Annotated in this window: 21 protein-coding genes; 14 read left to right on the forward strand and 7 right to left on the reverse strand. The window is 64.5% G+C overall.

Translation table 11 applies throughout. The annotated features are described in order from the left end of the window. Positions 1–15: 15 nt before the first annotated feature. The 3 genes from AADX97_RS21195 to AADX97_RS21205 all read left to right on the forward strand — a co-directional run bounded on the left by AADX97_RS21195 (position 16) and on the right by AADX97_RS21205 (position 2,239). Complete coding sequence (locus AADX97_RS21195) at positions 16–492, forward strand: bacterioferritin (protein WP_374236497.1); 477 nt, start codon at positions 16–18, stop codon at positions 490–492. Between the two features lie 12 nt (positions 493–504). Next, positions 505–774, forward strand: coding sequence for a 4a-hydroxytetrahydrobiopterin dehydratase (locus AADX97_RS21200; protein WP_374236496.1), 270 nt, complete (start codon positions 505–507; stop codon positions 772–774). Positions 775–1,258: 484 nt separating this feature from the next. Beyond that, positions 1,259–2,239 (forward strand): LysR family transcriptional regulator, encoded by a 981-nt coding sequence (locus AADX97_RS21205; protein ID WP_374236516.1) that lies wholly within the window; start codon positions 1,259–1,261, stop codon positions 2,237–2,239. A 230-nt stretch (positions 2,240–2,469) separates the two neighbouring features. Here the strand turns inward: AADX97_RS21205 and AADX97_RS21210 are convergent, their stop codons facing one another. From AADX97_RS21210 to AADX97_RS21235, 6 genes are all read right to left on the reverse strand, one after another. Continuing rightward, positions 2,470–2,697, reverse strand: coding sequence for a hypothetical protein (locus AADX97_RS21210; RefSeq protein ID WP_374236495.1), 228 nt, complete (start codon positions 2,695–2,697; stop codon positions 2,470–2,472). Positions 2,698–2,775: 78 nt separating this feature from the next. Then, on the reverse strand, positions 2,776–3,591 hold the full coding sequence (phnE, locus tag AADX97_RS21215) for a phosphonate ABC transporter, permease protein PhnE (RefSeq protein WP_374236494.1): 816 nt from the start codon (positions 3,589–3,591) through the stop codon (positions 2,776–2,778). Then, the gene (gene phnE / locus AADX97_RS21220) at positions 3,591–4,430 is read right to left on the reverse strand and encodes a phosphonate ABC transporter, permease protein PhnE (RefSeq protein WP_374236493.1); all 840 of its coding nucleotides are present in this window, start codon (positions 4,428–4,430) and stop codon (positions 3,591–3,593) included. The genes phnE (AADX97_RS21215) and phnE (AADX97_RS21220) overlap by 1 nt, the downstream gene beginning before the upstream one ends. Next, positions 4,427–5,251: a phosphonate ABC transporter ATP-binding protein gene (phnC, locus tag AADX97_RS21225; protein WP_374236492.1), complete on the reverse strand. Its 825-nt coding sequence runs from the start codon at positions 5,249–5,251 to the stop codon at positions 4,427–4,429. Before phnC ends, phnE (AADX97_RS21220) begins: the two co-directional genes overlap by 4 nt. 312 nt (positions 5,252–5,563) lie before the next feature. Continuing rightward, the gene (gene phnD / locus AADX97_RS21230) at positions 5,564–6,523 is read right to left on the reverse strand and encodes a phosphate/phosphite/phosphonate ABC transporter substrate-binding protein (protein ID WP_374236491.1); all 960 of its coding nucleotides are present in this window, start codon (positions 6,521–6,523) and stop codon (positions 5,564–5,566) included. 157 nt (positions 6,524–6,680) lie between these two features. Further along, positions 6,681–7,019: a CbbQ/NirQ/NorQ C-terminal domain-containing protein gene (locus AADX97_RS21235; protein WP_374236490.1), complete on the reverse strand. Its 339-nt coding sequence runs from the start codon at positions 7,017–7,019 to the stop codon at positions 6,681–6,683. Positions 7,020–7,278: 259 nt separating this feature from the next. Between AADX97_RS21235 and chrA the strand changes: the two genes are divergently transcribed. The 3 genes from chrA to AADX97_RS21250 all read left to right on the forward strand — a co-directional run bounded on the left by chrA (position 7,279) and on the right by AADX97_RS21250 (position 11,647). Further along, the gene (gene chrA, locus AADX97_RS21240; protein WP_374236489.1) at positions 7,279–8,682 is read left to right on the forward strand and encodes a chromate efflux transporter; all 1,404 of its coding nucleotides are present in this window, start codon (positions 7,279–7,281) and stop codon (positions 8,680–8,682) included. Between the two features lie 406 nt (positions 8,683–9,088). Further along, positions 9,089–9,232 (forward strand): hypothetical protein, encoded by a 144-nt coding sequence (locus AADX97_RS21245; RefSeq protein ID WP_374236488.1) that lies wholly within the window; start codon positions 9,089–9,091, stop codon positions 9,230–9,232. A gap of 153 nt (positions 9,233–9,385) precedes the next feature. Beyond that, positions 9,386–11,647: an NADP-dependent malic enzyme gene (locus tag AADX97_RS21250; protein WP_374236487.1), complete on the forward strand. Its 2,262-nt coding sequence runs from the start codon at positions 9,386–9,388 to the stop codon at positions 11,645–11,647. A gap of 956 nt (positions 11,648–12,603) precedes the next feature. Here the strand turns inward: AADX97_RS21250 and AADX97_RS21255 are convergent. Further along, a complete protein-coding gene (locus AADX97_RS21255; RefSeq protein WP_374236485.1) occupies positions 12,604–13,167 on the reverse strand; it encodes a hypothetical protein in 564 nt (187 codons plus the stop codon). Positions 13,168–13,429: 262 nt separating this feature from the next. Between AADX97_RS21255 and AADX97_RS21260 the strand changes: the two genes are divergently transcribed. The 8 genes from AADX97_RS21260 to AADX97_RS21295 all read left to right on the forward strand — a co-directional run bounded on the left by AADX97_RS21260 (position 13,430) and on the right by AADX97_RS21295 (position 20,451). Next, entirely contained in the window at positions 13,430–15,010 is a 1,581-nt protein-coding gene (locus AADX97_RS21260) for an MFS transporter (RefSeq protein WP_374236484.1), read from the forward strand. Between the two features lie 197 nt (positions 15,011–15,207). Beyond that, positions 15,208–15,756: a L,D-transpeptidase gene (locus AADX97_RS21265; protein ID WP_374236483.1), complete on the forward strand. Its 549-nt coding sequence runs from the start codon at positions 15,208–15,210 to the stop codon at positions 15,754–15,756. 619 nt (positions 15,757–16,375) lie between these two features. Then, a complete protein-coding gene (locus tag AADX97_RS21270; RefSeq protein WP_374236482.1) occupies positions 16,376–16,801 on the forward strand; it encodes a Tat pathway signal sequence domain protein in 426 nt (141 codons plus the stop codon). A 46-nt stretch (positions 16,802–16,847) separates the two neighbouring features. Beyond that, the gene (locus AADX97_RS21275) at positions 16,848–17,657 is read left to right on the forward strand and encodes a MotA/TolQ/ExbB proton channel family protein (RefSeq protein WP_374236481.1); all 810 of its coding nucleotides are present in this window, start codon (positions 16,848–16,850) and stop codon (positions 17,655–17,657) included. Then, a complete protein-coding gene (locus tag AADX97_RS21280; RefSeq protein WP_374236480.1) occupies positions 17,647–18,036 on the forward strand; it encodes an ExbD/TolR family protein in 390 nt (129 codons plus the stop codon). Before AADX97_RS21275 ends, AADX97_RS21280 begins: the two co-directional genes overlap by 11 nt. Positions 18,037–18,042: 6 nt before the next feature. Beyond that, positions 18,043–18,447, forward strand: a complete 405-nt coding sequence (locus tag AADX97_RS21285) for an ExbD/TolR family protein (protein ID WP_374236479.1) — start codon at positions 18,043–18,045, stop codon at positions 18,445–18,447. 7 nt (positions 18,448–18,454) lie between these two features. Continuing rightward, complete coding sequence (locus AADX97_RS21290) at positions 18,455–19,345, forward strand: TonB family protein (RefSeq protein ID WP_374236478.1); 891 nt, start codon at positions 18,455–18,457, stop codon at positions 19,343–19,345. A 314-nt stretch (positions 19,346–19,659) separates the two neighbouring features. Then, positions 19,660–20,451: a bifunctional UDP-sugar hydrolase/5'-nucleotidase gene (locus AADX97_RS21295; protein WP_374236515.1), complete on the forward strand. Its 792-nt coding sequence runs from the start codon at positions 19,660–19,662 to the stop codon at positions 20,449–20,451. The last annotated feature ends 21 nt before the right edge of the window (positions 20,452–20,472 follow it).

The raw sequence follows: 20,472 nt of genomic DNA on the forward strand, positions 1-20,472 counted from the left end.
AAAGGGTGTTGAAGCATGAGACACGCACGCATTCATCCTCGTACCCTTGGCTATCTCGGTCGCGCCTTGAGCTTGGAGCTGTCCGCAGTCCAGCAGTACATGACCCAGGCCTCGCTCGCCGAAGCCTGGGGTCTGCCCGAGGCAGCAGTACGTCTGCGCGAGGAAACAGTCGAAGAGATGCAGCATGCCGAGCGCATCATCCAACGGATGTTGGCGCTGGGTGTGGCACCGAACGGCTCGCACCTGCGCCCCGCCGGCGTCGCACGCAACCTCGTCGATCTGCTGCGGCAGGATGCGGTGCTCGAAGCCGAGATCGTTGCCCTCTATCGGGAGGCCGTGATCTTCTGTCGTCGGATCGGGGATCAGGACAACGGCGACTTCTTCGAGGCATTGTTGAACGAGGAATCTGCGCATGCCCGCGAGATCGACGACTGGCTGGCCTCACTTGGAGTCCCTCGGTATCGTGAGCCCGCTGAACGTGCCTACTTTTAAGGGACCCCCGTCATGAATCAAGGCTGGACCGAGCGTCAGCGGCCCGTACGCCTCGAACGCCGTCTGGAGTTCGCCGACTACGAGACCACTCGCGACTTTCTGGATCGAGCGGCGAGCCTCTCGGAGCGTGTCGGCATCTATCCGGACATGAGTTTCGGGCGGACCTATGTGAACATCACTTTACATGCCGAGGACGACGCGACCCAGGCGGGAGAACCGCTTCGGCATTTCGCACGCGAGATCGATGCGCTGCTCGAAACCGAGAAGACCCTCGATGAGTGACCAGCCGAACAAAGACGACGCGCCCGCAACATCCGAGGCGCCGACCGATGCATCCCCGGCACCGCCGGCACCGCCGGCACCACGCAAGGTATCTGCCAAGCCGAAAGCGGCAACTCGATCGACGACGAGCAGAACTGCGTCCTCGTCGACAACCGACAAGCACACGGAGCAGAGCGAGTCCGGACCACGCTCCGCGATCGTCGCCGGTACGGGAACGACGCCGCGAAAGCCCGCCCAAACGACGGCACAGCCGACAAACACGGGGGCACGCTCCCCCAGAGTTTGGCCGGACTGAGCGTTTACAGGCCCATCAACCTTTACCCGGCAGTTGTCCGCTTCGTGTTCCGCACGAGGCTTCGACGGACTTGACGAATGCAATCATCCGATCGCTTACCGGCCGCGTGATGGCTGCTTCGGCTGCCGGATCCGGTTCAAACGTAAGCAGGGCAAAAGGATGACCACGTCGATCCAGACTCAGAAGGCGTTGTCCCAAATCGAGGCTACCGGTCGCTTCGTGCGACACGCCACCTTGCGTCAGCTTCAACTTCTCGAGGCCATCGTCCGGCTCGGCAGCTTCACACGTGCCGCCGAGGAGATGTTTTTGACCCAACCCACCGTCTCCATGCAGATCAAGAAACTGACCGACACGGTCGGGACGCCCCTATTCCTGCATGTAGGTCGCAACGTCGAGCCGACGGATGCCGGACGCGAGGTCTACGCCGCGTGTCGTACCATCCTGCGCTCGCTCACCGACCTCGAAATCAAGCTCGCCGACCTCAAGGGGATGAAAAGCGGCCATTTTCGTCTCGGCGTCATTACGACCGCGAAATATTTCGCGCCCGAGATCCTCGGTGCCTTCTGCGACCAGTTTCCCGGTATCGACGTCTCGCTGAAGGTCACCAACCGCACGCGGATCATCGAGCGGATGGCAGCAAACGACGACGATCTCTACATCTTCGGCGAGCCCGCCCACGCCGGCCTCGATGTCGAGGCCACCTTTCTCGCACCCAACCCACTCATCGTCCTCGCGCGAACCGATCATCCCCTGGTCGGTCAATGCGGGATCACGATGGAACGTCTGGCACAGGAGCGTTTCCTGCTGCGCGAGCCCGGCTCGGGCATCCGCGACTCGGTTGTGCGCCGCTTCGCCGAGCAGGGGCTGCGTCCGAACGTACGCATGGAGCTCGGCAGCAACGAGGCGATCAAGCACGCCATCATCGCCGGCCTCGGAATCTCCGCGCTCTCGCTGCACACCCTCACGCTCGACGGAGGTGCCGGACGTCTCGCCATGTTGGACGTGGAGGGCTTCCCGATCGAGCGGACCTGGTACCTGGTCCACCCGAAGGGTCGTGATCTTTCGACCATCGCCAAGGCATTCCTCGCCTTTGCCGTCGACCGCGAGCCCGAGATCCGCGCTGCACTCGATCGCACCTACGAGACCCTGCGGATCCCGCCAACACCCTGAGGAGATGTCGATGGTTTTCCGGCCATGTCACCCCCCGGCACGCAGGATCTGACTCGGGTTCGCATCCAGTGCCCGACAGGCCGCATCGACGCCCTCGCTCAGCGCGGTCTCGATCAGAGCGCGCCGTCAAACCTCGAGCCCGCTCGACAAGAAGACCCGTGCCGTCTCGCTGAGACGCTTCGTCCCGTCGGCCAACCGATACTTGAGCCCATAACCCCGAGTCATGACCATCAGGCCCGCTTGTTGGCCTCGTCGATGTACTCCCACATCTCGTTTTGCTGGAGCCAAAGGGGGTCGGCGTTCCTGCGGATAAACTCATCCACAGGCAGGCCATCGATCGTCGGCGGACGTGGGACGCGCTTCTGCTTGCCGTTCATTAAGACGACCATGGTCTCTTCACGTCGTCGTTTCTTCGCCGCCTTCTCGGCAGGGGTGAGGTTGCGTTTTGGTCTGGCCATCGGGATGCATCGGATGCTTCGACAGAGTCCGGGCATTTTATCCGATCGCAGATCCGCGTATCCGTCGCAAGGCTCCGCTCAGATCAGGGCCGCCCGCACCCGCGCGGAGACCCACTCGCTGAGGATCACGGTCGCGAGGATGGCGATGAAGATGAGGGTCACCTGCGGCCAAGCGAGGCCGTCGACCGAGGCCTTGAGCTGCAACCCAATCCCGCCGGCGCCGACCAGACCCAAGACGGTCGCCTCGCGAATATTGATGTCCCAGCGGAAGAGCGTGATCCCGGCAAACGCCGGCATGATCTGAGGCACGATCCCGTAGTCCAGGACTTGGGCGGGACCGGCCCCTGTCGCCCGAACGGCCTCGACCTGGCGCAGGTCGATCTCCTCGATCGCTTCATAGAGGAGCTTGCCGATGAACCCGATCGAGCGCAGCGCAATTGCGATGATCCCTGCCAGCAAGCCCGGGCCCAGGATCGCCACGAGTAGGAGTGCCCAAATCAGGGCATTGACCGAGCGCGAGGCGACGATGATGAAGATGGCGATCGGGCGCACAAGCAGAGGACTCGGGGTCGTATTGCGCGCCGCGAGGAAGGCGACCGGGACGGCGAGGACGATCGCGAGCAGGGTCCCGAGTGTGGCGATGTTGATGGTGTCCCACAGCGGCACCCAGAGTTGATCCATGTAGGACCAGCGCGGCGGCACCATTCGTCCGAAGAGATCCGCGGCTTGCTCAGGGGCGTCCCACACGAAGACCCAGATCTGGTTGCGGGTCATGGCCTCCCAGGCCAGGACGAACAACAGGACCAACAGCAGCCAGCCGAACCAAAGCGCGATGGACTGCGGCGTCGTGCGCTTGCGCCAGATCGGGCCATCGGGCGTCTGCCGAATCGCCATCACTGCACCCGCCCGCGCACCCAACCCGAGACATACTCGGTCACCAGCACGATCGCGATGATGAGGATGAGGATGGCCGCCGCCGAGTCGTACTCATAGCGATCGAGCGCCGTATTCAGGGTCGCGCCGACCCCACCGGCACCAACGATCCCGATCACCGCCGATTCACGGAAATTGATGTCGAGTCGGTAGAGCGAGAGCCCGATCAGACGCGGCGTGACCTGCGAGCGGATGCCGTAGTCGAGCACCTGCCACCAGCCGGCACCCGTCGCGCGGATCGCCTCGACCTGCGCGGCGTCGATATCCTCGATGTCCTCGGCCAGGAGCTTGGCAAGAAATCCGATGGTCGCAAAGGCCAGCGTCAGAAAGCCCGCGAGCGGCCCGAACCCGACCATTGCGACAAAGACGATGGCGACGATGATCTCCTGGAGCGAGCGCGAGAGCGCGATCAAAGCTCGGCAGACGAAATAGACAGGGGCGGGTGCGATGTTGCGCGCGGCGCCGATCCCGACCGGGATCGAGATCAAGACCCCGACCACCGTCGCGGTCAGGGTCATGGTGAGACTCTCGATCAAACCCGCGCGGATGTCGTCCCAACGCGAGATGAAGTCCGGCTCGAGAAAGCCACCGAGAAAGCGCAGACCGCGCTCCCATCCCTCACTCAGTCGCCCCCAGTTTACATCGACGGCACCGATGCCGACGACCAGATAGACGAGGACACCGGCGTAGATCGCCCAGCGCAGTCGACCATCGGAAATCAGCGGTGGACGGCGCCAGTGTCTCGGGTAGCGCGTGGCCCGGCCGCTCGCGGGATCGGGCAGTACGACCGGCCCGCTCACAAGGCGCCGACCAGCTCGTCGGTACCCGGCACGCCCGGGCGCGGGGACGGCCCGGTGTCGGCCAGATCGCTCGACGCGGTCCAATCCTCTTCGCCGTAGATCTCGGTTAGGACCGCCGGCGTCAGTCCATCCGGTCCTCCGTCGTAGACGATTACCCCGGCGCGCAGTCCGACGATGCGCATCATGAACTCGCGGGCCAACACCACGTCGTGGATATTCACGATCGCCGCCAGATCTCGCTCCGCGCACACCTCGCGCAGCAACCGCATAATCTGACGCGAGGTCTTGGGATCCAGGCTCGCGGTCGGCTCGTCCACCAGGAGGATATCCGGCTCTTGGGCCAACGCGCGAGCGATCCCGACACGCTGGCGCTGACCACCCGAGAGCGCATCGGCACGCTTGTCCGCATGCTCCATCAGGCCGACACGGTCCAAGAGCCGAAAGGCATTCTCGATGTCCGCAGGGGGAAACCGGCGAATCAAACTGCTCCAGAAAGACACGTATCCGAGCCGCCCCGAGAGCAGGTTCTCCATCACCGTCAGACGCTCGACCAGGGCATATTCCTGGAAGATCATCCCCATGCGACGGCGCGCATGCCTGAGGCCACGGCGGCCGAGCCGCGTCAACTCCAGGTCACCCAACCAGATCCGACCCGAGGTCGGCTCGACCAGACGATTCACGCAACGGATCAGCGTCGACTTCCCCGCCCCGGACGGACCGATCAGTCCGACCACCTGCCCCGCCGGGATCTCGAGCGAGATCTCGGACAAGGCCAGGTCGCCGGTGCGATAGCGCTTGGTCAGGGAGTCGAGACGGAGCATGGGTAATGGGGCGCGCTCGGAGTTGGGATTGGCGTGGTGGTCAGCCGTCAGCCGTCAGCCGTCAGCCGTCAGCCGTCAGCCGTCAGCCGTCAGCCGTCAGCCGTCAGCCGTCAGCCGTCAGCCGTCAGCCGTCAGCCGTCAGCCGTCAGCCGTCAGCCGTCAGCATGGTTGGGTCGACGGTCGGAGCAGGTCAAGAACAACGCGTCTCGGGGAGCATCAATCGTGGCTGTCACGAAAACCGGCAAGCCTACAAGACCCGTGGCTGGGAGCTGAGAGCTGGGAGCTGAGAGCTGAGAGCTGAAAGCTGAGAGCTTACCGACAGTCGTAGCTCACCCCCATCGCGGAATCGACCTGCCGAACCACCTCCCAATGGGTCTTGTAATCGATCGGGACGAACTGGGACTCGCCCGACTTCTCGAACTCGGCAGCCAGCGCCGATCCCTCCCATGGATAGCTGAAGAAGGCGTCACGGATCGACTCAGCCAACTCCGGCTTCAGATTGTAGACCAGGCCATAACCCGTGGTCGGAAAGGTCTGTGACTTGTACAGGCTCACCAACTGGTCGGGTTGGACCACATCGCGCGCGACCATGCGCTGCAACACCGAGTTGGCGATCGCCGCAGCCGGGTAATCCTTGTTGGCGACACCGATGATGGAGTTGTCGTGCTTGCCGGAGAACACCGGCTCGAAGTCCTTCTCGGCCTCAAGCCCGTATTCGGCCTTCAGCATCGCCGAGGGTGCCTTGTAGCCCGAGTTGGAGGTCGGCGCGGTGAAGGCGAGCTTCTTGCCCTTGATGTCCTCGACCTTTTCGATCCCGCTGCCGGGATAGGTGATGATCTCCATCTCGTAGCCGTAGCTGCCGTCGGCCGAGGCCATCATGGCGAAGGGCACGAAGCCGGCACAGTTGACCGCGAGCGGGTTGGATCCGGTATTGAAGCCGGCGACATGGAGCCGACCGGCCCGCATCGCCTCGATCTGAGCCGCGTTCGACTGCACCGGGAAGAACTGGACCTGCTTGCCGGTCTTCTCCTCCATATGCTTCAGAAAGCCCTCCCAGACCTTCGCATAGACCGCCGGATCCTCGACCGGCGTATAGGCGAAGATGAGCACATCCGGGTCGAGCCAGTTCTTGGCATCCGCAGGCGGATCCGCGGTGAGGTCACCGTCGGCGTCCGTATAGCGCGGGTCCATGGCGCCAGCAGGCGCGGCCAACATCGCGGCCAGCACAGCCGCACCAGCCAACAACAAACGGCGCGATCTCTCGAAACCCATCACGGCAACCTCCTTACCCGGTTACATAGAGTCGGTGATTGTAGAGAACCGATGTGACCGTTCTTTGACGGTGCGGGTGATCGCCGGGACGACCGGCAAACGGCGAGCATCGGGCCGCGCGAGCATCGGGCCGCGGCGCGCTGTCATTCGGTATCCGCTACCTCGGTCTGCACAAACACCACGTCCTCGTACAAGACGTCGAGCGGACATTCGAAGCCGATCGACTGCAGCACCAGCCGCCCGGGCGGTCGCAGAGTAGCTCGACCGGCGCAGTGAGACAGGCGTCACCTGGGTCCAACCCGGCCGGAATCAGGGTCGCCGCGTAGACGAGCAGTCGGGTCGAGACGCCTTCCTCGAGGTCGTGGTCCTTGAGCGCTCGCAACGCGCCGCCGATCCGCACCAGCAACTCTGCCCATGCGCGGTCGATCCCCGTTACGCCGATCAGAATCGCGACCTTGTTGCGTGGCGCGGGAAAGCCATCGGCTTTGATCGACATCAAATCGGGTTGCGGCCTGTACTGGCCTTCGAGCACGGTTGTCGAGGCCGACGCGGACGCCTCTCCACGGAGCGAGCAATCACGAGACAGCCTTACGCGACGGCCGGCGGACACACCGATAGCCATCGCGGTCGAGTGCCTTTGTGATCATACTGCGCCATCACATCGATAGCCGGCCTATCGAAAACTCCTTTCGGCCTGAGCAAGGCCATTTCAGTAGACCGGCAGGTCCGAGAGAATTCCCGCTCCAAGATCATCCATGTCGACGACACCCGAGACCCCTAACCCATCATCCGGTGGATCGCCCGCAGAATCGACTGCGTCCTCGCCGCCGCGGCCCGTGACCATCGGGGATGCCTTTCGCTACTGGCTCAAGCTCGGCTTCATCAGCTTCGGCGGACCGGCCGGACAGATCTCGATGATGCACACCGAGTTGGTGGAGCGGCGACGCTGGATCAGCGAGCATCGGTTCCTGCATGCGCTGAACTACACCATGGTGCTGCCCGGACCGGAGGCGCAGCAGCTCGCGACCTATATCGGCTGGCTGATGCACGGGACGCTCGGCGGCGTGATGGCGGGCGTGCTCTTCGTGCTGCCGTCGCTGGCGATCCTGATCGCGCTGACCTTCATCTATTTGGCCTACGGCGACCTGCCGGTGGTGGCCGGCGTCCTCTACGGGATCAAGCCGGCGGTGACGGCGATCGTGGTATTCGCGGCCTGGCGCATCGGGTCTCGAGCGCTGCGCAACGGCGCGCTCCGGGCAATCGCCGCGGCGGCCTTCGTCGCCATCTTCGCGCTGAACGTGCCTTTTCCGGCAATCGTGCTCGGCGCGGGCCTGATCGGCTACCTGGGCGGGCGCATCGCGCCCGATCGCTTCAAGACCGGCGGCGGGCATGGGTCCTGCCGCGGCGATTACGGTCCGGCGATCATCGACGACCACACGCCGCTGCCGACGCGCGCCCGGTTCTCTTGGCGGCATACCCTGATTTATGCCTTGATCGGGCTCACGCTATGGGGCATCGTCGAGGGTTTTCTCTGGCTCGGCTACGGCTGGCAGGGGACGCTGACCCAGATGGGTTGGTTCTTCACCAAGGCGGCGTTCGTCACCTTCGGCGGTGCCTACGCCGTGCTGCCCTATGTCTATCAGGGCGGGGTCGAGACCCACGGCTGGTTGACCGGGACCCAAATGATCGACGGCCTCGCGCTCGGCGAAACCACCCCGGGGCCACTGATCATGGTGGTCGCCTTCGTCGGCTTCGTGGGTGCCTGGACCAAGGAGATCTTCGGCCCCGATGCCCTGCTGCTCGCCGGGATCGCGGGGGCGAGTGTAGCCACCTTCTTCACCTTCCTGCCGTCGTTCCTCTTCATCCTCATCGGTGCCCCCGCAATCGAAGCCACACGGCATGATCTGAAGTTCACCGCGCCGCTGACCGGCATCACCGCGGCCGTCGTCGGGGTCATCGTCAATCTGGCAGTGTTCTTTGCCTGGCATGTCCTCTGGCCCGAGGGCAGCGAGGCGGCACCGTTCGCCGGACCTTTCGAGTGGTTCTCGCTGCTGCTTACGATCGCTGCGTTCGTCGCGCTGTGGCGATTCAACGTCGGCGTCATCCCGGTCATCGCGGCCTGCGCGCTGGCGGGACTAGGTTACTCGCTCCTGCTTTAGTCCGGCAGCGGCCTCGGATCAAGCATGCGCTTCATCGACCTGTCCTCGAGGGTGATCGAAGGGCGAAAGCCGGCGACGGCTTGGCCCTTCGGAGGCGATTACCAGGTCGAGGCGATTACCAGGTCAAGGTTTGAGTGTTGTCTTTGAAGAGAGCGCCACCCGTCAGCTCGGGGTTGCCGACCTGAGCACCGGGGATCAGATCCGTCTCGGCGACGCCGTAGTGCTTCATGCACATGGGACATCGGTGCTGAGGATCGCGACCCGCCGGCGGCTTGACACATCCGCTCCGCTCCCTATAGATCCACCCAAGAGCCAACCGACGGCGAACCCGCAGCAAGGTATCCGATGCTCGACGAGTTGAAGACCGCCCCTCCTGGGCGGCCTGAGCCACGACCAACTTGAGCGCGTGAGCCGACACGCAACGCATGTGGTCCTCGGCGCCGAGGTCGCCATCCTCGACCGTGCCGCCCTCGGCGAGGTCGCGGAGCTCCAAGACAACGTCGAGCTGGGTCCGCCGAGCAGCGGACCAATTGAGATGATCAAGGGGTGATTCGAGAAGGCGCGTGCATGCCCTGCGCCGCTCAAAACGAATCTGTCGAAATCTTTGCAGCCATCTGCTGCGCCGCAGCATAATGACCGGGAGATGACGGCCGCACCGATCGAGTCGGTCAAGCGCGCCGCACACCAACCAACGGAGACCCGGATGCCGGACTCATTCGACCAGAACGCGCTCGACTACCACCGCTATCCCAAGCCCGGCAAGCTGGAGATCAAACCGACCAAGCCCATGGGCAACCAGCGCGATCTCGCACTGGCCTATTCGCCCGGCGTCGCTGCAGCCTGCCGCGAAATCGAGAAGGATCCGATGAACGCGTCGCTCTACACCGCGCGCAGCAACCTGGTCGCTGTCATCACCAACGGCACGGCGGTGCTGGGTCTGGGCGCCATCGGCGCGCTCGCGTCCAAACCGGTGATGGAGGGCAAGGCGGTTCTGTTTAAGCAGTTCGCGGACATCGATGTGTTCGACATCGAGATCGAGGAGCGCGACCCGGAAAAATTCATCGAGACGGTTGCTCGCATGGAGCCGAGCTTCGGCGGCATCAACCTCGAGGACATCAAGGCGCCGGAGTGCTTCATCATCGAACGCGCGCTGAAGGAACGGATGGGCATCCCGGTCTTCCACGACGACCAGCACGGGACCGCAATCGTCGTCGCCGCCGCCATCTTCAACGGCCTGCGCGTGGTGGGCAAGGACATCGGCAAGGCCCGCCTGGTCACGGCAGGCGCCGGAGCTGCCGCGCTGGCCTGTGTCGACCTGCTGGTCAGCATGGGACTGCCGAAGGAGAACGTCACACTCACCGACATCGCCGGCGTGGTCTACAGCGGTCGCACCGAGGAGATGGATCCCTACAAAGGCCGCTACGCGATCGAGACCGAGCAGCGCACCCTGCAGGAAGCCATCGAGGGCGCCGATATCTTCCTGGGACTCTCCGCCGCCGGCATCCTCAAGCCCGACTGGCTGGCCAAGATGGCGGACGCGCCCATCATCATGGCGCTGGCCAATCCGGTCCCCGAGATCATGCCGGAGCTGGCCCGCACCGCCCGACCGGACGCCATCATCGCCACCGGGCGGTCGGATTTCCCGAATCAGGTCAACAACGTCCTCTGCTTCCCCTTCATCTTCCGAGGCGCGCTCGATTGCGGCGCCACCGAGATCAACGAGGCGATGAAGATCGCCTGTGTCAAGGCGATCGCCGATCTCGCCATGGCCGAGCCGTCGGACATCGTACGAGCCGCTTATGGTGGGGGCGAGCTGACCTTCGGACCCGATTACCTGATCCCCAAACCCTTCGACCGGCGTCTCATGGAAAATCTGGCCCCTGCGGTCGCGCGTGCCGCGATGGAGAGCGGTGTCGCCACCCGACCTATCGCCGACCTGGACGCCTATCGAACCGCCATGCATCTACGGGCCTATCGCACCGGGATGACCATGAAACCCGTTTTCGATCAGGCCCGCGCCGCGCCGAAACGCGTGATCTATGCCGAGGGTGAGGACGAGCGTGTTTTGCAGGTGGCTCAGCAGGCCATCCTCGAGGGGATTGCCCGCCCGATGCTGATCGGCCGTCCGGAGGTCATCGGAAACCGCATCAAGGATCTGAGCCTGACCATGCGCCCGGAGCGTGATTTCGATCTGATCGTGCCTTGCGAGAACACCGACTTCGACACGCACTGGCGGACCTTCTACGAGCGCGTCCAACGACGCGGCTACGCGCCCGACGAGGCGCAGGAGTACATCCGCAACGATCCGACAGTCTTGGCTGCGACCATGGTCCGATGCGGGGACGCCGATGCCATGATCTGCGGCGTGGTCGGACGCTATGCACGACACCTGAAGCATGTCGAGGAGGTGATCGGCACCGCACCGGGCGTGCGTCACCTGACCGCAATGAACGCCATCGTCCTGCCGGCGGGAGCGCTCTTCATCGCCGACACCTATGTGCAGGCGGACCCAAGTGCCGAGGATCTCGCCGAGATCACCTTCCTGTGCGCGGCGCAGGTGCAGCGCTTCGGGTTGCGGCCCAAGATCGCGCTGCTCTCGCACTCCAACTTCGGCAGCCACGATACGCCGGCCGCACGCAAGATGCAGGAAGCGATGCGACTGCTTCGCACCCGCGCCCCGAACCTCGAGGTCGAAGGCGAGATGCACGCCAACTTGGCCTTGGACGCCGCCGTGCGCGAGGCGCGTTTCCCTGACTCGAAGCTGAGCGGTCGCGCGAATCTTCTGATCATGCCCAACCAGGACGCGGCCAACATCGCCTTCAACCTGCTGCGGACCATCAACGAAGGCGGCGCCTTCGGCCCGATGCTGCTCGGGGCGGACCGCGCTGCCCATATCGTGACGCCGAGCACCTCCGTGCGCGGACTACTCAACATGACGGCTTTGGCCGCGGTGCAGGCCGAGTGACCCAAATGCGTCATCAGATGACGATCTAGGTCATCGTCGATGGGGCACCGCTTTCGTGCCTCGGAGCCCGCCGCCCGCCTCGCCCGACGACTCCGGCTGCTGCCGAACGGATAACCGCCCGCCATTGGGCGGTTTTATTCTTACATATTTTCGTTTGTTGTGTTTGCGAAGTGCTGTGCAGCAAGCGATCTGCGGTACCGGTTGACCGGCGAGTCCGGCCTACCGTCGCACGCAACCGAACTGTGGCACGTCCAATGCGTACAGAAAGGCGAAAGCAGAAACCACGAGTCGACAGGAGCTCAAGGGACTCTTAGCAGGGACCAGGACGGAACCGAGCAGGGAGCACGCAGGGAGCATCGGCGCGTCGCTCGCTCAATAGACCGGGCGACGCGCCACCGAGCCACGGCGACAGGAGGCATCGGAAACACCATCAAAGGCGACCCTAAGGAACAGCTTCGGAGTCGCAGAGGGACGCAGAAAACGTGTTTGATCGGAGAGGTGGTCCGAACCCACCCCGAACAGCGACATTCAGCCAAGCCAAGCAAGCACTCGGGGTCGGGTCTCCTCCTCCGCCCGGCTCCGAACTTAGGCCATCGTGGTTCGCCAAGGCGAGCACGATGGCCTTTTTATTTTCCGATCAATGTATTATAAGAAGGCCCGACGACAAGCGGACGCGACGAGGAAACACGGCCGGAAACCGTCACCTGATGACATGCTGGGTTAGAGTCGGTCCCGCGACTCGCCGCCGCAACCCTGCCAAGCCTCGGATCACCGCCTGGCACGAAAACTGTTCTTCACGGGATGTGGGCAGTTTCAGGCATTTAAAGCTGCCCCTTCAACGTTCGGGCTCGTGAGCTGGGAGGCCCGAGGCGGTTCCGCCGAGGACGCACAGCTCCACGCGCACGGGCCCAGCGTAGGCCACTGCAGCCTTGGGTTGCAGTGGCCGCCTCTCACCCTCAGGCGGCGGAGCTCCCACCCGCAAACTTCTGCCACAGGATCAATCCCACCAGCACCGCGACGGCAAGCATGGACATCATGAGCGCTGCATCGTCGAGAAAAGCGACGACGATACCGCTGACGATCAGAAAGATACCGACGACCGACATCCGCGGATTGCCGTGAACCCCCGACAGAAACGCCGTCAGGCCGAGCAGGAAGATGATCTGCAGTCCGGTGAGCTCGGCGTTGAGGACATCCTTTAGCTGCGGCAGATAGAGGATCCAAACCAAGACAAACAGGGCCCCCCAATGCAGGATCGTCTTGATGACGAGACCTGTTCGAGCCTTGCCGTCGTCACCCACGCCGCTCCAACCGATCGCCAAAGCAACCAGGCCGAACACCGGGATCAAGATCTGCCAGTAGAGCAGCGCGAACTCCAATCGCATGTCGGTGAAGGCAACACCTGCGATCACTGCGACAAAGAGCAGAACGTAGGGCCATTGCTCCAGCATGAGACGAACAAGGCCACTGCGCTGGCCGGCATCGGGTTGGGTCAGACTGGGTTGGTTTGCATTCGACACGTTTGAGTCTCCTAATGGTTGTCCGTCACTCGAGTCGCGGCTTGCATTGTAAGAGCACGACCCGCCTGCCGGCTTACCGCAGCGGCGAGGTCGGTTCCCGTACGCAGACCATGGTAGTACGTCCGCGGCCCGGCGTCAGGCGAAGTCTGTCCCGTTCGACCTTGAGCGGAGGACTCGACGAACGGTATCCTCCCCGGTGTTTTTGTCCATTTGCAGTCGCCTTTGCGCCGGCTCCGGCCGGCACGGCGCCATCGAGAGGCCCATGACGCCAGTCGATACAAACACCACCGGGGGCTGGAAGTCGACGGCGCGCGAGCTCTCCAATCCGAAAGTGCTCTCGATGCTCTTTCTCGGCTTTTCGGCCGGGATCCCGCTCTTGCTGATCTTCTCCTCGCTGTCGCTGTGGCTGCGCGAGGCCGGTGTCGAGCGTCAGGCGGTCACCTTCTTCAGCTGGGCCGCGCTGGGCTATTCGTTCAAGTTCGTCTGGGCGCCCTTGATCGACAAGCTGCCGCTGCCCTTTCTGACCCGTCGATTCGGACGGCGACGCGCGTGGCTGCTTGTCTCGCAGCTCGCCATCATCGCCGCCATCGTCGGTATGGCGCTGGTGGATCCGTCGACCGGCACCGGCCATGTCACGCGCATGGCGATTGCGGCCGTGCTGCTCGGCTTCTCGGCGGCGACTCAAGACATCGTGATCGACGCCTACCGGATCGAATCCGCCGCGCCGCGCCTGCAGGGACTCATGTCCTCGACCTATATCGCGGGCTATCGGATCGGGATGGTGGTCGCCGGTGCAGGTGCGCTCTATCTGGCCGCGCTGTTCGGATCCGAGGCCGGCGACTACAGCTTCCGCGCCTGGCAGCTGACCTATCTCGTTATGGCCTCGACCATGCTGATCGGGGTGGCGACGACACTGCTGATCTCCGAGCCCGAGACCCGGCGTCCCGACGCCCATGTCTACGGCGCATCGGACTATCTGCGACTGGTCGGCGTCTTCCTCGTGGCCGCGGCAGCCTTTGCCGGCGGGTTCTTCATCTCGGGCGGGGCCTTCTCCGGGCTGAAGGCGTGGGCGGGGGGCGGGCCGATCACTGGCTTCCTCTTGGAGACCCTGCATTTTGCCGTTGCCGTGTCCGCAGCGGTCGCTGTCGGGCGGCTGTTGGTCGCCGCCGGTGCCGTGAACGCCGTGATGGCACGCGAGACCTGGATCGAGCCGGCATTGGATTTCTTCCGCCGCTACGGCCTGAAGACCGCCCTGCTCTTGTTGGCCCTGATCGGGCTCTATCGGATCTCGGACATCGTGCTCGGCGTTATTTCCAACGTCTTCTATCAAGACATCGGTTTCTCCAAGCCGCAGATCGCGACCGCGGTGAAGACCTTCGGGGTCATCGTGAGCATCCTCGGCGGACTGCTCGGCGGACTGATGGCGACCCGTTACGGGGTCATGCGGATCCTGATGCTCGGCGCCATCCTGTCCGCGGCCACCAACCTCATCTTCGTCGTCTTGGCGCTGGCCGGGCCTGACCTGACCTGGCTCTATATCGCGGTCGCCGCGGATAACCTGGCGGCCGGTCTGGCCAGCGCCGCCTTCGTCGCCTTCCTGTCGAGCCTGACCAGCGTCTCCTTCACTGCCGTGCAGTACGCCATCTTCAGCTCGCTCATGACACTCTTGCCCAAGGTCCTGGGCGGTTATTCCGGCTCGATCGTCGACGCAATCGGTTATCCCGGTTTCTTCGTCTTCACGACCTTGATCGGCGTCCCGGTGGTACTCCTGGTTTGGCTGGCCGGGCGGAGCCTGGCGATCGACGATCGGGCACGAGAGGCCGCCGCTGCGGCGGCGGCGTGAGCCCCGGGGCGTCTTTGAACGACCGGAGCGGCTCGGACGGCGAGGCCCGCTCATTCCGGCTGCATTCCCATGGATGCCTCCGGAATCGGAGGGCGCAGGCGACCGTGCTCGACCCCGAGTTGTGGTGTCGAGACGATCGGAACCTCATATAGGGGGCTTAGTGGACAGGTGTCACGCAACGGGAGCCCGCGTATCTCATGTTTTTTTTACACCGGATCTTGCCTTTGCTCATCGCGGCCGCCTTCATCGTCGGCTGCGCTCAATCCCCGACCAGGCCGGCACCCGAGCGCAAGCCGGTCGACGCATCCGAGAGCGCCGACAGCATGCACACATCGGAACCCGACGCGGATCTTGGCGTGGCGGAGACGGTCGCCGAACCGACCGCGGAACAGGGGAAGCGCGCCTTGACGATCCAGATCGGCAGCCAGTCGTTCGTCTACGCGGAGGGCGACCAGGTCGTCCGCACCGGCCCCATCTCCTCCGGACGCGAGGGACACCGCACGCCGCGCGGCACCTTCTCGGTGCTCAGCAAGGAGAAGGACAAGGTCTCCTCGCGCTACACCAACCAGCTCGGCTGGCAGGCCTGGATGCCCTACGCCATCCAGTTCTACGGCCACTATTTTCTGCACGAGGGCTGGCTCCCGGGTTATCCGGATTCAGCCGGTTGCGTGCGCGTCGGCGAGAAGGATGCCCGGTTCTTGTTCGAGCGCATGAAGATCGGCGATCTCGTCAGCGTCGTCGACTAAACCGCGCCCGGTGCGATATGCGTAGTGTGTTGGATTGACTTGGCCGCGCCGGCTCCGACCACTGTCGGAGCCGGCGCGGTTTAAAGTATTGAAATTTCGAATTAAACCGCGTCTCACCGAGGTCGAGGACATCTCCGAAGCCAAACGCAAAATGAAAACGACGCATGTCGCTCTGGATGCGGTTTAGGCGCATCGACACCTCCCGACGCGGGCAGCCAAACCAGCCGCCAAGCCGAGTTTGCCATCGCAAATAAGAGTCGATATCATTTGCGAGACGACCGTTCGGATAAGTCCGCGCCGGGATGTCCGAGTACCGCCTACCGGCCGGCCTCAGGGACGCCACGGCGCGCCGACCCGAAAGCCAGCTCGATCGTCCGTCGGGACTTCCAGCCAGCCAGTCCATGGAACCAGATCTCCGGAGACTGCACTGTGACTGCTCGCCCGATGAACTCCCACCCCATCGCCGTCCCTTGCAAGGCATCCCCGAGCACGCCTTGGGCCTTATCGTACGCCTCACCCGGGAGGCACCACCGACGATCAAGGTCCGATCGGCGCCGATTGACCGATGCGCCGGGTGCGGCGAAGATCCTCTGTTTGATGGCTGACAGGATTCCATTGGATGAAGCACCGCAATCTCATGCAGGCCCTCCTGCTCCTGACCATCGGCACCTTCACGGGTATCGGCAGCGCACAGGAGATCAAGCTCGAGCTCAACAAGCTGGAGCTCCAGCCCGAGACGAAGGCCTGTCGCGCCTACCTGGTCTTCGACAACAGCACCGGACCGGCGATCGAGGCCCTGCAGCTGGACCTGATCCTGTTCGACCAAGCAGGCGTGATTGCCCGACGCCTGGCTGTCGACACCGCACCCTTGCGGGCGGCGAAAACGACCGTGAAGCTGTTCGATATCCCGGACCTCGACTGCGCCGACATTCGGCGGATACTGATCAACGAGGTGCTCGAGTGTCGCGACGCCGAAGGCCCGCACACCGATTGCATCGAGCGCCTGACACTCTCGACGCGCGCCGAAACGCCGCTGGTGAAATGACCGATGACGCCGTACCGCGCCGAAGCCAGCCCCGTGGAGAAGCCGGATGACTGAAAACGAGACTGCTGCCGCACTCGCTTCGCTGAACCCCGCGACGTCCGACCTGCCGGATCCGACGACGGCAGCGGAGTCCTGGTTCGGCATCGTCGTCCCTTCTCCGATGACGATCGCCATCCCCGAGCCACTGCGCGCCCTGCTCGACGCCGGTGGTCCGGTAATGCTGATCCTGGCGGGGATGTCGGTCCTCGCCTTGACGATCGTCCTGATGAAGCTCTGGCAGTTTGCCCGCTTGCGAAACGGCGGCTCCGAGCGCATCGAGGACGCGCTGACCGACTGGCAGGCCGGTCGATGTGGCGAGGCGGTCGAGCGGCTCGCGCAGGCGCGCAATCCGCTCGCCGGGGTGGTTCGGACCGCCATGCTCGGGAGTCTCCACGCGAATGATCCGGCGACGCTGCGCGAAGAGGTCGAGCGCCGGGCCCAGGGGCTGCTGACGGCCTTGCGTGGCCATCTGCGCGGGCTTGAGGTGATCGCCAGCCTCAGTCCGCTGCTCGGTCTACTGGGAACCGTGATCGGGATGATCGACGCCTTCCGCGCCATGGAGGCGGCCGGCAATCAGGTCGATCCATCGGTGCTGTCCGGCGGGATCTGGGTCGCCCTGCTCACCACGGCCATGGGGCTGTCGGTCGCCATCCCGACCGTCGTGGCGCTGAATTGGCTGGAGCGTCTTCTCGAAGGCGTGACGCGTCGCCTGGAGGATCAGGTGACCCGCGTCTTCACCGGAGGATTGCGGCTCGACGGGCCGGTTGTTTCAGCGCAACAGCCGATTGTTGGGCCTCGGATCCCGCATGCGGTTTGAGTCGCCCGCGCCGCGCCGCCGCCTGATCGGCTTGACCCCGCTGATCGACGTGGTCTTCATCTTGCTCGTCTTCTTCATGCTCGCCTCCAGCCTGATCAACTGGCAGGCGATCGAGATGGGCACGCCGGCCTCGGCGACCGTCGGAACCCCGGTGGTCGGATCCTGGCTGGTGCGCGTGCAGCCCGATGGTCTGGATCTCAACGCCGAGACGATCGCCGCCGCCAAGCTTGCCGAACGCGTCGCGGCGCGGATCGGCGAAGACCCGGCGCAACGCATCCTGGTCCAGCCCGCGCCGGGCGTGAGCCTCCAGCATCTGGTCGACGTGCTGGACCTCCTGCGCGACGCCGGAGCCACGCACCTGACCCTCTTGCGCCTCTGACTCTCGATGCGATTGAAACGCCCCAAGCCAGCAGCCGACAGCGAAGCCAATCTGATTCCGCTGATCAATGTCGTCTTTCTGCTGTTGATCTTTTTCATGTTGGCCGGCCGACTCGCCCCGACCGAGTCGGTTGCCCTGGATCCCCCGCGCTCGGATAGCCCGCAGAGCACACGAGCAGCGCCGCTCGTCCTGCTGATCGACCGAACCGGACAGATCAGCCTCGACGGCGAGCTGCTCGAGGAGACGACCCTCGCCGAGTGGGTTGCCGAAAGGCTCGCGGACGGCCCACGGCACCTGCAGATCAAGGCGGACGCGACCCTCGAAGCACTTCGCCTGGTCGATCTGCTTGAGCAGCTGCGCGCCACCGGGGCCGAAGACATCGACCTCTTGACGTTGGCGCGAGAGGAATGACCGCAGGATGATAGAGCCTCGACGCCATCAGTGGGTGCTCGCACTCCTCTTCGCCCTCGCCGCCCACCTCGCCCTCGCGAAGCTGCTCGAGCCGCCGGCGCCGATCGCGCCGGACGATCCCGGCATCCGCATCTCGCTCGGAGGGGCGGGGCCTGCCGGTGGTGACGGCGCAGCGGACGCGGTCGAATCCATCGCGGCGGACAGCCTGCCGACCGAGACCTTGGAGGCGACGGCGATCCAGGCCGTCAGCGCTCCCGTCCTCGCCCCCGTGCCCGCGACGGCCACCGAGACCATCCGGGCCGCCGAGCCCGCACCGCCTCCACCGGTCTCCGCCGCGGAAGCCGTGACTCCGAAGCCGAAGGCCGAGATGGTTAAAGGCCGCGAGACCCCGCCGCCACGGACGGCTCAAGCCGCACCCAGGTCAAAGAAAGAACCCCAAACGGCCCAGCAAACCAAGCAGCCCCGACCGACCAAGGCCAATACGGCATCCGCAGACGCCGAAGCCGCCGGCAACGCGACCGGCGAACGCAGCACGGGCGGCGCGGACGCCCCCTCGGCCACCGGCGCGGGCGTTGGCGGCGGAACGGCCGGAACGTCTGACGGCGGCAAGTCCAAGAACCGTTACTACGCCGAGCTCGCGGCCTGGTTGGAGCGACACAGACGCTACCCGTCACAAGCCCGGAAGTTGCGTCAGGAAGGCATCGTCAGGGTCCGTTTCGTGATCGACAGCAGCGGGAAGGTCATCTCGCATCGCATCGAAGCGAGCTCGGGCCATACCGCGCTCGATCATGCCGCATCGGAGCTGCTCAGGCGAGCGTCCCCGATGCCTGCGATCCCGGCAAGCATGGGCCAGTCCCGGCTCGAGATCGTGGTCCCGATCGCGTATCGATTGCGCTAAACCACGTCCAGAGCGAGATGCTCACTTTCGAGTGAGCTCGACGTTTGGTGCATCCACGACCCTTAGCGGGGGACGCGGTTTAGAATTGAATATTTTTGAGTATCTTAAACCGCGCCAGCTCCAACGGTCGTCAAGTCTGCCTGGGCCGATCCCATCCAAGAACATCGCATACCGCGCTGGGCGCGGTTGAACAGCGATTCGAAATCAACACGAAGACGAAGGTTGGTCACAATATCGACTTCGGCACGATCCGGGGATTCAGGCAATCCCGTTGGACGTCTCGCGCTCTTTCGACATAAGCTTTCGGCTCCGGCATCGCCCGCCTTGCCGCGACGGTCGCCGAGGTTCGGGCGCAGGATCCGAGCCGCCCGGTCGTTCTCCTCTTCGCGGGCGATCTCCTGCAGGGAACGCTGACATCCAGCCTGTTCCGGGGCGTGCCCGACCTGATGCTGCTGGGCCGCATGGGTGTGGATGCCGCCGTCATGGGGAATCACGAGCTGGATTACGGCCAAGCGGTCTTTCGCCGTTTGAGCGAAGAGGCCGCATTCCCTTTCCTGAGCGCCAATGTGGCGTCCGACCCAGAACCGCTGCCGGTGCTGGCCTCGGTCGTCATCGACCGGCCGGGCGAGCCGAAGGTCGCGGTCCTGGGACTCACCACGCCGGAGCTGACCACGGCGACCCATCCGCGCAACATCGAGGGCATCAGCGTGGAGGAGCCGATCGCCGTCGCTCGACGCCTGGTACCGGCGCTGCGCGACGCGGCCGACCTGGTGGTGGTGCTCTCGCACCTGGGGATTGCGGACGATCGCCGGCTGGCCGCATCCGTGCCCGGTATCGACCTGATCGTGGGCGGACACAACCATAACCTCTACGCACAGCCGGTGATCGTAGAGAACGTGCCCATCGTCCAAGCCGGCGAGCGCGGCGGCTGGCTGGGACACATGGATTTCCGGTGCCGCGAGGGCCGCCTGACGGGCACCGACTACACCCTGATCCCGATCGATGCCGCGAGCCCGGAGGATCCGCAGATCGCGGAGGAGGTCCGGCTGATCACCCTGGACGCCGAGCGGGAGCTCGACACAGAGACGAGATGCTCGAGACGATGACCGAGCCTGTCATGACCGGAC

This window comes from Thiocapsa sp. C2-2m (genome assembly GCF_041903745.1).
Taxonomy (GTDB): domain Bacteria; phylum Pseudomonadota; class Gammaproteobacteria; order Chromatiales; family Chromatiaceae; genus Thiocapsa; species Thiocapsa roseilacustris.

Coding starts and splice junctions, on each gene's coding strand:
- AADX97_RS21195 (WP_374236497.1), top strand. CDS start 16: ATGAGACACGCACGCATTCATCCTCGTACCCTTGGCTATCTCGGTCGC.
- AADX97_RS21200 (WP_374236496.1), top strand. CDS start 505: ATGAATCAAGGCTGGACCGAGCGTCAGCGGCCCGTACGCCTCGAACGC.
- AADX97_RS21210 (WP_374236495.1), bottom strand. CDS start 2,697: ATGGCCAGACCAAAACGCAACCTCACCCCTGCCGAGAAGGCGGCGAAG.
- phnE (WP_374236494.1), bottom strand. CDS start 3,591: ATGGCGATTCGGCAGACGCCCGATGGCCCGATCTGGCGCAAGCGCACG.
- phnC (WP_374236492.1), bottom strand. CDS start 5,251: ATGCTCCGTCTCGACTCCCTGACCAAGCGCTATCGCACCGGCGACCTG.
- phnD (WP_374236491.1), bottom strand. CDS start 6,523: ATGGGTTTCGAGAGATCGCGCCGTTTGTTGTTGGCTGGTGCGGCTGTG.
- AADX97_RS21235 (WP_374236490.1), bottom strand. CDS start 7,019: ATGTCGATCAAAGCCGATGGCTTTCCCGCGCCACGCAACAAGGTCGCG.
- chrA (WP_374236489.1), top strand. CDS start 7,279: ATGTCGACGACACCCGAGACCCCTAACCCATCATCCGGTGGATCGCCC.
- AADX97_RS21250 (WP_374236487.1), top strand. CDS start 9,386: ATGCCGGACTCATTCGACCAGAACGCGCTCGACTACCACCGCTATCCC.
- AADX97_RS21260 (WP_374236484.1), top strand. CDS start 13,430: ATGACGCCAGTCGATACAAACACCACCGGGGGCTGGAAGTCGACGGCG.
- AADX97_RS21265 (WP_374236483.1), top strand. CDS start 15,208: ATGTTTTTTTTACACCGGATCTTGCCTTTGCTCATCGCGGCCGCCTTC.
- AADX97_RS21270 (WP_374236482.1), top strand. CDS start 16,376: ATGAAGCACCGCAATCTCATGCAGGCCCTCCTGCTCCTGACCATCGGC.
- AADX97_RS21275 (WP_374236481.1), top strand. CDS start 16,848: ATGACTGAAAACGAGACTGCTGCCGCACTCGCTTCGCTGAACCCCGCG.
- AADX97_RS21280 (WP_374236480.1), top strand. CDS start 17,647: ATGCGGTTTGAGTCGCCCGCGCCGCGCCGCCGCCTGATCGGCTTGACC.
- AADX97_RS21285 (WP_374236479.1), top strand. CDS start 18,043: ATGCGATTGAAACGCCCCAAGCCAGCAGCCGACAGCGAAGCCAATCTG.
- AADX97_RS21290 (WP_374236478.1), top strand. CDS start 18,455: ATGATAGAGCCTCGACGCCATCAGTGGGTGCTCGCACTCCTCTTCGCC.